Origin of the sequence: Stappia sp., from assembly GCF_048261845.1 — a bacterium.
GTDB lineage: Bacteria > Pseudomonadota > Alphaproteobacteria > Rhizobiales > Stappiaceae > Stappia.
This window is the reverse complement of record NZ_JBLXFR010000088.1, coordinates 1-10,620: the sequence shown is the minus strand read 5'-3', so window position 1 is coordinate 10,620 and position 10,620 is coordinate 1. Positions and strand designations below refer to the sequence as shown.

7 protein-coding genes are annotated in these 10,620 nt (G+C 63.8%); 4 read left to right on the top strand and 3 right to left on the bottom strand.

Annotated features, from left to right (window positions below):
• Positions 1 to 427: 427 nt before the first annotated feature.
• The 3 genes from recA to ACN0T5_RS20135 all read left to right on the top strand — a co-directional run bounded on the left by recA (position 428) and on the right by ACN0T5_RS20135 (position 6,222).
• On the top strand, positions 428 to 1,507 hold the full coding sequence (gene recA / locus ACN0T5_RS20145; RefSeq protein WP_417770403.1) for a recombinase RecA: 1,080 nt from the start codon (positions 428 to 430) through the stop codon (positions 1,505 to 1,507).
• 639 nt (positions 1,508 to 2,146) lie between these two features.
• On the top strand, positions 2,147 to 4,825 hold the full coding sequence (gene alaS, locus ACN0T5_RS20140) for an alanine--tRNA ligase (protein WP_417770402.1): 2,679 nt from the start codon (positions 2,147 to 2,149) through the stop codon (positions 4,823 to 4,825).
• The gene (locus tag ACN0T5_RS20135; protein WP_417770401.1) at positions 4,822 to 6,222 is read left to right on the top strand and encodes a cyclic nucleotide-gated ion channel; all 1,401 of its coding nucleotides are present in this window, start codon (positions 4,822 to 4,824) and stop codon (positions 6,220 to 6,222) included. The genes alaS and ACN0T5_RS20135 overlap by 4 nt, the downstream gene beginning before the upstream one ends.
• A 20-nt stretch (positions 6,223 to 6,242) precedes the next feature.
• Here the strand turns inward: ACN0T5_RS20135 and ACN0T5_RS20130 are convergent, their stop codons facing one another.
• Together ACN0T5_RS20130 and ACN0T5_RS20125 are read right to left on the bottom strand one after the other, a co-directional pair.
• Positions 6,243 to 7,493 carry a GNAT family N-acetyltransferase gene (locus ACN0T5_RS20130; protein WP_417770400.1) on the bottom strand — a complete coding sequence of 417 codons (1,251 nt, stop codon included), beginning with the start codon at positions 7,491 to 7,493 and terminating at the stop codon, positions 6,243 to 6,245.
• Positions 7,486 to 8,355 (bottom strand): cupin-like domain-containing protein, encoded by an 870-nt coding sequence (locus ACN0T5_RS20125; protein WP_417770399.1) that lies wholly within the window; start codon positions 8,353 to 8,355, stop codon positions 7,486 to 7,488. The genes ACN0T5_RS20130 and ACN0T5_RS20125 overlap by 8 nt, the downstream gene beginning before the upstream one ends.
• A gap of 226 nt (positions 8,356 to 8,581) precedes the next feature.
• On the opposite strand from ACN0T5_RS20125, the gene ACN0T5_RS20120 reads away from it, so the two are divergent.
• Positions 8,582 to 9,970 (top strand): lipopolysaccharide biosynthesis protein, encoded by a 1,389-nt coding sequence (locus ACN0T5_RS20120; protein WP_417770398.1) that lies wholly within the window; start codon positions 8,582 to 8,584, stop codon positions 9,968 to 9,970.
• 87 nt (positions 9,971 to 10,057) lie between these two features.
• On the opposite strand, the gene ACN0T5_RS20115 is transcribed toward ACN0T5_RS20120, so the two are convergent.
• Positions 10,058 to 10,620, bottom strand: a 563-nt coding sequence (locus ACN0T5_RS20115; RefSeq protein WP_417770397.1) for an aspartate/glutamate racemase family protein, incomplete at its 5' end; no start/stop codon positions are given.

The following is a 10,620-nucleotide window of genomic DNA, read 5'->3' as shown; positions in this document are numbered from 1 at the left end:
CCGAGCCGGGAAAGCCCGCGCGCGACATTCGCCGCGACGCCGCCGGGACAGGCGGAAAGGCGCGCCGGGGTCGATGTCTCGGGCAGGATCGGAACGGCGGCATGGGCGATCGTGTCGAGGTGAATGGCGCCGAAGGCGGCAACGGGCATGGCATGGCTCCGGCAACGGGAGCATCCCTCATGCCACATTCAGGCCCGCTCCCGGAAGGGGAGCCGGGGCGCCGAAGCAGAGATGATTCTCTGCTTCGCAATCGCCGGTTCGACAATATTTCTCGCAAAAGTTGCAACAAGGACTCGAACGAAAATCGAACAAAAATCGTTTTTCGTTATTTTTCAGAGTGTTAATTCGTATTGTAAAATGAGAACAAAAAAGGTACAAAAGCGCAGTTTGAATCGCCAGGCGTGGCGTGGAATAAGGATGGCATCCGATGGCTCAGAATTCACTCCGCTTGGTCGAAGGCATGCAGATGGACAAGAACAAGGCGCTTGACGCCGCCCTTTCCCAGATCGAACGCGCATTCGGCAAGGGTTCCATCATGAAGATGGGACAGGGGCAGGTGGTCGAGGTGCAGACGGTCTCCACCGGCTCGCTCGGCCTCGATATTGCGCTCGGTGTCGGCGGGTTGCCGCGCGGCCGTATCGTCGAGATCTACGGACCGGAATCCTCGGGCAAGACGACGCTGGCCCTGCACACCGTGGCCGAGGCCCAGAAGAAGGGCGGCATCTGCGCGTTCATCGATGCGGAGCACGCTCTTGATCCGATCTATGCCCGCAAGCTTGGCGTCAACATTGACGACCTGCTGATCTCGCAGCCGGATGCGGGTGAGCAGGCGCTGGAGATCTGCGACACGCTGGTGCGCTCCGGCGCCATCGATGTGCTGGTGATCGATTCGGTTGCCGCATTGACGCCCAAGGCCGAACTCGAGGGCGAGATGGGCGACAGCCTGCCGGGCATGCAGGCGCGGCTGATGAGCCAGGCGCTGCGCAAGCTCACCGCCTCGATCTCCCGCTCCAAGTGCATGGTCATCTTCATCAACCAGATTCGCATGAAGATCGGCGTCATGTTCGGTTCGCCGGAGACGACGACGGGTGGCAACGCGCTGAAGTTCTATGCTTCGGTCCGCCTCGACATTCGCCGGATCGGCGCGATCAAGGATCGCGACGAGGTGGTCGGCAACCAGACCCGGGTCAAGGTCGTCAAGAACAAGCTGGCCCCTCCTTTCCGCCAGGTCGAGTTCGACATCATCTACGGTGAGGGCGTGTCCAAGATGGGCGAGCTGATCGATCTTGGCGTCAAGGGCGGCATCGTCGAGAAATCGGGCGCCTGGTTCTCCTACAACAGTCAGCGGCTCGGCCAGGGACGCGAAAACTCCAAGCAGTTCCTGCGCGACAATACCGAGATCGCGGACGAGATCGAGCTGGCCATCCGGCAGAATGCCGGGCTGATTGCCGAGCGCATCACCGATCCCTTCGCGGAAGGTGACAGCGAGGATGCCGGCGAGGCGTGATCGACGCCTGTTTCCGGGCTTCCGTCTCTGTCGGCTGCGTGGGGCTCTCCCGCGATTGCCGTTTCGGCATGTTGCACCGGAAGGCCGGTTCCGACGGACGTATTCGAAACGATGGCCGACCGGATTTCCGGCCGGCCCGATGTGCAGCGGGGTCTGGCGACCCAGTCGGGCCTGTGGGTTCGTTTCAACCGTACTGGTCATCCTGACAGCATGCGCGCCCTGCGGCGTGGTCCCCCGAAGGGGCCGAGCCTGTCTGATGCACTCCGCCTGACATGTCTTGTCCGGTCGGCCTTTTACGTCCCGCCTCGTTTGCCTGCTTCGTATCGCGTCCGGTCTCAAACCCAGCTGTGCACCGGCTCCCGCTTTACGGCCGGCAATGTCCCCCGTCACCGCTGGCGCTGCCCTTGTGTAAACCGGATGCGAATGTTCCCCGCGTCGTGAAACAAGGGGATGCGCGAACTCACCCCGTCCTCCCGCACCCGTGTGTAGACGCGCGTTGCCGCCGGCCGGCCTCCCGCTGGACTTGTCGACGGTGCAAAGCTAAAAGCGGGCTCAAGAACGAAGACAGGCGCGCATCTCCTTTCCACAGGTCCGGCACCGTTCGGGACAGGCATGCGCGGCGCAGTGGGTGGCATCTACATGAGCGGCGTAAACGAAATCCGGTCTGCCTTTCTCGAGTATTTCGACCGCAACGGCCACGAGGTCGTGGCGTCGGGTCCGCTCGTACCGCGCAACGACCCGACCCTGATGTTCACCAATGCCGGGATGGTGCCGTTCAAGAACGTCTTCACCGGTCTCGAGAAACGCGACTACAACCGCGCGACGACCGCCCAAAAGTGCGTGCGCGCCGGCGGAAAGCACAACGATCTCGACAATGTCGGCTACACGGCCCGGCATCACACTTTCTTCGAAATGCTGGGAAACTTTTCCTTTGGCGACTACTTCAAGGACCGCGCCATCGAGCTGGCCTGGAACCTGATCACCAAGGAATTCGGCCTGCCCAAGGACCGGTTGCTGGTCACCGTCTATGCCGAGGACGAAGAGGCATTCGGCCTGTGGAAGAAGATTGCCGGCATCGGCGAAGACCGGATCATCCGCATCGCCACCTCCGACAATTTCTGGGCGATGGGCGACACCGGCCCCTGCGGCCCCTGCTCGGAAATCTTCTACGATCATGGCGATCACATCTGGGGCGGCCCTCCGGGTTCGGCCGATGAGGATGGTGATCGCTTCATCGAGATCTGGAACCTGGTCTTCATGCAGTTCGAGCAGCTGCCCGGAGAACGGGTGGCGCTGCCGCGCCCGTCCATCGACACCGGCATGGGGCTGGAGCGCATCGCCGCCGTCATGCAGGGCGTGCATGACAACTACGATATCGACCTGTTCCGCGCCCTGATTTCCGCGTCGGAAAACGCGGTCGGCGTCGCGGCGGAAGGCGATGCACGCTCCAGCCACCGGGTCATTGCCGATCATCTACGCTCGGCCAGCTTCCTCATCGCTGATGGCGTGTTGCCGTCCAACGAGGGACGCGGCTACGTCCTGCGCCGGATCATGCGCCGCGCCATGCGCCATGCCCATCTGCTGGGCTCGGAGGAGCCGCTGATGTGGCGCCTGGTGCCGACGCTCGTGCGCGAGATGGGGCGGGCCTACCCGGAACTGTCCCGCGCCGAGGCGCTGATCACCGAGACGCTGAAGCTCGAGGAACGCCGGTTCCGCAAAACGCTCGCACGCGGCCTGACGCTGCTCGACGATGCAAGCGGCGATCTTGGCGAAGGGGCGGAGTTCGACGGCGAGACCGCGTTCAAGCTCTATGACACCTATGGCTTCCCGCTCGACCTGACGCAGGACGCGTTGCGCGCACGCGGCATTTCTGTCGACACCGAAGGCTTCAAGACGGCGATGGAGCGCCAGCGCGCCGAGGCGCGCGCCGCCTGGTCCGGCTCGGGCGAAGCGGCCACCGACACGGTCTGGTTCACGCTGAAGGACCGTCTGGGCGCGACCGACTTCCTCGGATATGACACGGAAACCGCCGAGGGCGTCGTCACCGCCATGGTGCGTGACGGCGCGGAGGCGATGGAGCTTCAGGCGGGCGACAGCGGCCTGATCGTCCTCAACCAGACGCCGTTCTACGGCGAATCCGGCGGCCAGGTCGGCGATACCGGCCGAATGCGGGGCGAGGGCGGCGTCGAGATCGAGGTCACCGGAACGCAGAAGAAGGCGGATGGTCTCTTCGTCCATGAGGTGAAGGTCGTTGCGGGCAAGGTCTCGCTCGGCCTGCCGCTCGAATTGCTGGTGGACAGGGTTCGCCGGGCCGCGATCCGGGCCAACCATTCCGCTACCCATCTGGTTCACGAGGCCCTGCGCGAGGTGCTCGGCACCCATGTTGCGCAGAAGGGATCGCTCGTCAGTCCGGAGCGGCTGCGTTTCGACTTCTCCCATCCCAAGCCGATGGCGGACGAGGAGCTTGCCCGGGTGGAGGACCTGGCCAATGCGATCGTGCTGCAGAATTCCGGTGTCGAGACCCGGCTGATGGGCGTCGACGAGGCGATCGAGCAGGGGGCGATGGCGCTGTTCGGCGAGAAATACGGCGACGAGGTCCGCGTCGTCTCGATGGGCGTGGCGACGGAGGGCGACAAGGCCGGCAAGACCTATTCGCTGGAACTTTGCGGCGGCACGCATGTTCAGCGCACTGGCGATATCGGCCTTGTGACGCTGGTTGCGGAAGGTGCTGTTGCCGCCGGCGTGCGCCGTATCGAGGCGTTGACCGGGGCTGCAGCGCGCCGTCATCTGGCGGCCCAGGATGCGCGCCTGCGCGTGGTCGCGGGCGTTCTCAAGTCCGGCCAGGCCGAGGTGGTCGAGCGTGTGACAGCCTTGGTCGAAGAAAAGCGCCGGCTGGAGCGCGAACTGGCCGAAACCCGCAAGAAGCTCGCCATGGGCGGTGGCGGCGAGGCCGACGGCGGTGTCCGGGAGATCGCCGGGACGCGCCTTCTCGCGCGTGCGGTCGAAGGGCTCAATCCCAGGGATCTCAAGGGCCTCGCGGATCAGGCGAAAGAGCAGGTCGGATCCGGTATCGTCGTCCTGATCAATGCCGGGGAAGACAACAAGGCGGCGATCGTCGTCGGCGTCACGTCCGACCTGACCGACCGGCTCAGCGCCGTCGACCTTGTCCGCGTCGGGTCCGAGATCCTGGGCGGGCGTGGCGGTGGCGGGCGACCCGACATGGCCCAGGCCGGTGGCAGCGATGCCTCGAAGGCGCAGGAGGCGATCGACGCGATCGCCGCGCACCTGGAAAGCGCGGCCTCGCTGACACAAGCATGATCGACATGGACCGGCCCCCTCAGCGTTATGAAGCGCCGGGCGGGGCCGATCCGGATGGTGGTGCCGCCCGGGCGGAACGCGGCGGTCCGCCCAAACTGAAGGCGCGGATCTTTCGCTGGCTGGAACGCGGCTCCGCCGGCGACCCGCAAGGCCGCTTCGTTGACCGGCTTCTTGTCGGTTTCATCTTCGCCACTGTCATTCTTGTGCTTCTGGAGAGCGTGCCGGCGGTTGCGGCCCGTTGGGGCGAGCTTCTCTATCTGGCGGAGCTCGGCGTCGGCGCGGCCTTTCTGATGGAATATCTGGCGCGGTTGTGGGTTGCCGACCTGCATCCGCCATACCGGCGGCTGGGCCCGCTTGTCGCGCGCTGGCGCTATGCCTGCCAGGGCGCTGCGATCGTCGACCTCCTTGCGATCGTGCCGTTTCTGGTCAGCCTGCTGACGCCGTTTGACCAGTTGCAGCCATTCGTGGTCCTGCGCCTCCTGCGGTTTCTCAAGCTGGCGCGCTATTCGCCGGCACTGCGGTCCCTGACCAATGCCATCGGCGACGAGAAGCACGCCATCGTTGCAAGTCTCATCATCATCTTCGGCGCCATGATCCTGTCGGCGACGGCCATGTATCTGGCCGAGGGCCACCTGCAGCCGGAGGTCTTCGGATCGATACCGCAGGCCATGTGGTGGGCAACGGCGACGTTGACGACCGTCGGTTATGGGGATGCCGTGCCGGTGTCGGCTCTGGGCAAGGTCATCGGCGGGGTCGTGATGCTGCTTGGCTACGGCCTTCTGGCCCTTCCGGTGGGGATCGTCGCGACCGCCTTTGCGCGGGAGATCCACTCGCGGGATTTCGTCGTCACATGGGGAATGGTCGCCCGGGTACCACTGTTCGAGGACCTGAAAGCGGCAGAGATCGCGGAAATCGCGCGACTGCTTCGCGCCCAGTCGGTTCGCGCCGGCACCGTCATCTCGCGGCGCGGGGAAGAGGCGACCTGCATGTATTTCGTCGCGGACGGCGCGGTGGAGGCGGCAATCGGCGACCGCCGTCTGCGGTTGGAGGAGGGCGCGTTTTTCGGGGAAATGGCAATTCTCGGCCACCACCGTGCCCTGGCTGAGGTGACAGCTCTGGAACCGACGCAGCTGATGGTGCTGGAGGCACACGACCTGCACCGGCTGATGCAGGAGAAGCCGGGTGTGGCGCGCAGGATTCTCGCCGAAGTCGAGGAACGCAGTCGTATGACTTCCGCCGGAGAGGGCGGCGGAGACATCACGGAGGACGAACTTGCCTTGGCGGAGACAATCCCCGGTCTTCTCGACGACGAACCGGTGCGGGAGCCACCGGAAGAGGATCCCGAGACGGACCTCTTGACCGGTGATGATCGAAAACCGCCCCCGACCGGCGGCTGATCTTCCGTCGGAACGCGACGCTACAGCAAGGGGACGCTCATCAGGCACCAGTATCGCCAAATCAACGGTATGGCCCGTGCGGTGCGGGTCTTCACGCCGTCACGTCGTCCCAGGAGACCGAGCAGGGCGCGCTTGCGCAGCCTCAACCACGTGTGCAGCGCGGGTCTCTCCGTCAGCCACAGGCGCAGTGCGAGCCGGGCCTTCCAGGCGGCGAGATAGAGTGCCCCGATGACCGTGCCGGTGTTTGCCATGGCCTTCATCAGCCGGTGGCGACCACCGAACCGGTCCTTGTAGTCGTAGGTTCCCGCTCCGAAATCATAGAGCGCGAACCCGTTGCGCTCTGCCCACTCGATCTCCAGGACGGTTGCGATGAGTCCGGGGGAATGTTTCCGGTAACGGCCTTCGTCAATGGAGCACAACGTGCCGGTGACGACGTCCTTGTGGCAAAGGCAATAGCTTGTCGCGATCCATTCATCCCCGGCGCGCAGCCCATGCAACAGGATTTTTCCCGATGCGCAACCTTCCATGGCAAGGCGCCGGAAATGGGCGAAGATCGCCGTGTCCTGGAGCGAGTCGTTCATTCCGTATTTCGAGAACCGGCTCAGTCTCTGATCGGCCATCGTGTTGAGGATGCTGTCGATCTCGCGCGGCGTCCTTGCCTCGACAATCTCGAATTGCGGGAGCTTTTCAAGCTTCGCTCTCTGTTTCGCCACCTTGCCATATACCGAATGATTGCTGCGGGCCCGCCGCAGGTTGTCCTTGTCGAGGTCGATGCGCGATGCGCCATCGCCGGTCTCGATCAAGCTGCCGCCATTCCAGAGCGGGTTCGGCGCGCCACGGAACTCGCGGATGATCTTGGCGATGATCAGTATGTCGTGCGAAGGAAGTGCCGAGACAAATGCTCGCCGCAGGCGTTCGGCCAAGGTCGGATCACTTGCGACTTCTTTCGTGACGAGCGGGAAATGATAGTCGGCCACGCCATGGTCGAGAAAGTCGATCCGCCGCACGCCGAATGTCCTGCGCACCATCAGCGGAACAATCATTTTCGGCCTGTTCCAGGCCGTATCGATGATCGCAATATAAAGCGGTTGCCCGCTTCGTTCGCGCACAACGGCATCTTCCAGCGAACGCATGAAGGTGAGGCTCTGGAAGACGGTGGCGCAGCCGTGCGCTTCCAGATCGCTCCAAAGGGCCGAGAGCGTCTCGTCGTGCACGCTGTCGAAGCTCAACGCGGAAAACTGCGCAGTTGCCGCCATGCTGCCGTCAGCCATTCTGTGCTGCGCGTATCAGGCGGCTGCCGAGGCCGGTCTTGCGGCAGGCATATGCAATGGCAGCCTTGCTCCAGTAGGCCGGACCATGAATCGCGTTCGAGCGCGGTGCAACGCCGAAAGCCTGGCGCATGATGCCGTTCGCATAGGTGACGGCGAAATGCCGGCGTGTCCGGCGTGTATGATACTCCACCGTGGCAGAGACGTTCAGGCTGTCGCCATTGACCACGCGATGTGGCCAGTTCAGCGGCCAGAAAAGCCCGTTGCCAGGCGTCAGGTCGATGACCGTCGCAGCCTCGTCATAGCTCGGGTCGTAGCTGATTTCCTCGGCGGTGACGGCGGTCACGACGCGCTCGAAGTCTTCCTGCTTCAGATAGGGTTCGTGGCCCGGATAGAGCCAGATGCGCTTCTCGCCGCGGATATGCAGCAATCCCTGGCCCGGAACGTCGGCATGATAGTAGACACGCGCGCGCGGCGAGGAGATCAGGATGCCGATCTGCCGGTTGAAGCTTGCCTGTCCCGGAACGGCGTCGTCGATGCTGTCCATGATGGCGTCGACAAGGCGCTGATAGCGGATGTCGCGGCCGCCGACATGGCCGATATTGACCCAGAGTGCGCCGCTGCGGACCGCGCTGAAAAGGCTCTGCGGATCAGCGGCCGAAAGACCGCTGTCGCGCCAGTGAGCCGAGTCTTCGGTCGAGACGTCCATCGTCGCGATCTCGCGTACCGCGTCGGGGTTGTGACGCACGAGGTCCGCGAGCGCGTCATCGGAGAACAAAGGATTGTTTCCCAGGTCATGCGTGACCGGAACGATTTCCTTGTCCCAGATCTCGGATATGTTGTCGGGAATACCAAAACTCAACATGATTTCCCCCTCTCCTTGGAATTTTCTGGATCGAAACATAAAGGAATGAACATGAGATCAACCGAGTTTCTGATCAACGCGGCGCGCAAAAACAAAACATGACATTGGTAAATGGCGGGTTGAGAAAAAATATCCCTTCCTTTCCTCGGTTTTCATCGAGGAACTCCACATTAACACTGCGCTGCTACCAATGCCCGATGCAAAGGTTATCGATGGGCAGGGGATAATGAACCTCCGGAAAATTGCCGGATCGGCGCAGGCACGTCGCCTGGCGGAGGTTGTGCTCAGCCGGGGGTTGAGCACGCTTTTCAGCTTCCTGCTGCTCTACGTGACGAGCCAGATCCTGTCACTCGACGAATATGGCCTTTATGTCTTCCTGTTTTCAGTGGGGTCGGCGCTTGGGTTGATGGCCGGCCTCGGCCAGCCGATGGTGCTGGTAAAGCATTTCCGTGCCGCGGAGGCTTGCGACGGTCGCCACAACGCTTCGCTGATCCGCGGCTCGGCCCGTGTGACAGGAGCTGCGGTTGCAGTGCTCGGCATGCTTGGGAGCGCGGCCTTCTTCTTCGGCTCTGCGCTGCCGGAGCGTTATGAGGACATTCACCTGGCGGCAGCCTTCGCCGCGGTCTTCGTCGTGAGCGAATATCTGCAGAGTTTTTTCCGGGTAAGGGCGCAGTACTGGCTGGCGCTCGGGCCACGCGAAAACATCTGGCGGCCGCTGGCCAGCGTGGTGCTCCTTGCCGGTTCCGCTTTCGGGCTTTCCTGGGCCGGTGCGGATGCGTTCATCGTCGTCGGAGCCAGCCTGCTTGTTGCCATCCTGCCGCAACTGGGTGTCTATCTGCGCCAGACGGCCGGCGTCTGGCGAGGCGGCGGCGCCGATTTCGGGGGCGGCCGGCGCCGGCTGTGGCGGCGGGAAGGGTTGTATTTCTTCGCTCATACAGGGTTCGCGGCGAGTGCCGCCTATCTGGAGACGGTCATCATCGGCCTGGTTGTCGGGCTGAGGGAGGCAGCGTTCTTCTTTCTGGTCACGCGTCTGACAATGCTTCTCAACCTGCCGGGTGTGGCGATCGAAACTGTCGGCGTGCCGCGCGTGGCGGAAAAATTCCGGCGCAATGACAGGCAGGGCGCGCAAGATCTCATTGCCTGCTTTTCGCTCATCGCTTTCGTGTTGGCGCTGTGTGGCGGCCTCGTGCTGCTGATCGTCGCTCCCGCCTTGCTGGGGCTGTTCAATCCGGCCTTCACCGAACATTTCGAGGTCGTGGTGATCATGACGCTCAGCGTCGTGGCTCATGCGTATTACGGCATCGGCACCAGCGCTTTGATGGTCGGTGGCGGTGAGCGCTATTATCTGTCCTATCGTACCATGCTGTTCGGGCCCTACGTTGCCTGCCTGATCGGATCCGGATGGTTCGCGGGGCTCGACGGAGTGGCGCTGACCAGCCTTGCCTTCGTCCTGATCGAGAATGTCATTGCCGCCCGCTGGTGCCTGGGCGTCAAGGGGGTGGACCTGAGAGCCTCCAGCTTCCGGCGCGCTCACCTTGTCGCGTTTTCCGCCGGTAGCGGGGCGCGGCACGCAAGAGCGAGCGAAAGCGACGGCGGGTCCGCGTTTCGGCTGTGAACCGGCCGGGTGTGCAGTAAAATGACGGGACCGTCACGCATGGCGAAGCGGGAGGCCTCGACGATCAGGTCCTGGGCGGTTTGCGGGTCAGGCCGGTTGGGCCTGCATCAACGGCAGGAACCGGGAGAGGTCCTTGCCCGACGTCGCAGTGACCTTGTCGAGCGGGGCGGAAGCCAGTTGTTCGCTCCCGTCTGATGTACCGACGGCAATCACGTCGCGCAGGCGCCTTGCAATGGCGGGGGCGGGATCGAGCCATTCGACCGGCCAGGGCGCGGCAGCCGCCAGTTCGCCGGCCAGAAGCGGAAAATGGGTGCAAGCGAGCACGACGACGTCGGTTCGCCTGTCGTCGCGCGAAACGAAACAGGCCCCGGCCTCGGCGGTCAGCGCCTGCATGTCCAGCGCGCGGCCGGCGAGCTTGTCCTCGGCAAGGCTAGCGAGCCGCTTCGATCCCACCAGCGTGATGGCGACATCCGGGGCGAAACGGCGGATGAGGTCGAACGTGTAGTCACGGCTGACCGTGCCCGGCGTTGCCAGCACGCTGACGAGGCCCGAACGCGTGCGTTCAGCGGCAGGCTTGATCGCGGGAACGGTGCCGACCACGGGGATGTCGAGCGCCTGTCGCAGCGGTGGCAGGACAAGGGTCGATGCGG

Bases quoted from the DNA above. Each gene is read 5' to 3' on its own strand.
- recA (WP_417770403.1), top strand. From the start codon at position 428: ATGGCTCAGAATTCACTCCGCTTGGTCGAAGGCATGCAGATGGACAAG.
- alaS (WP_417770402.1), top strand. From the start codon at position 2,147: ATGAGCGGCGTAAACGAAATCCGGTCTGCCTTTCTCGAGTATTTCGAC.
- ACN0T5_RS20135 (WP_417770401.1), top strand. From the start codon at position 4,822: ATGATCGACATGGACCGGCCCCCTCAGCGTTATGAAGCGCCGGGCGGG.
- ACN0T5_RS20130 (WP_417770400.1), bottom strand. From the start codon at position 7,493: ATGGCTGACGGCAGCATGGCGGCAACTGCGCAGTTTTCCGCGTTGAGC.
- ACN0T5_RS20125 (WP_417770399.1), bottom strand. From the start codon at position 8,355: ATGTTGAGTTTTGGTATTCCCGACAACATATCCGAGATCTGGGACAAG.
- ACN0T5_RS20120 (WP_417770398.1), top strand. From the start codon at position 8,582: ATGAACCTCCGGAAAATTGCCGGATCGGCGCAGGCACGTCGCCTGGCG.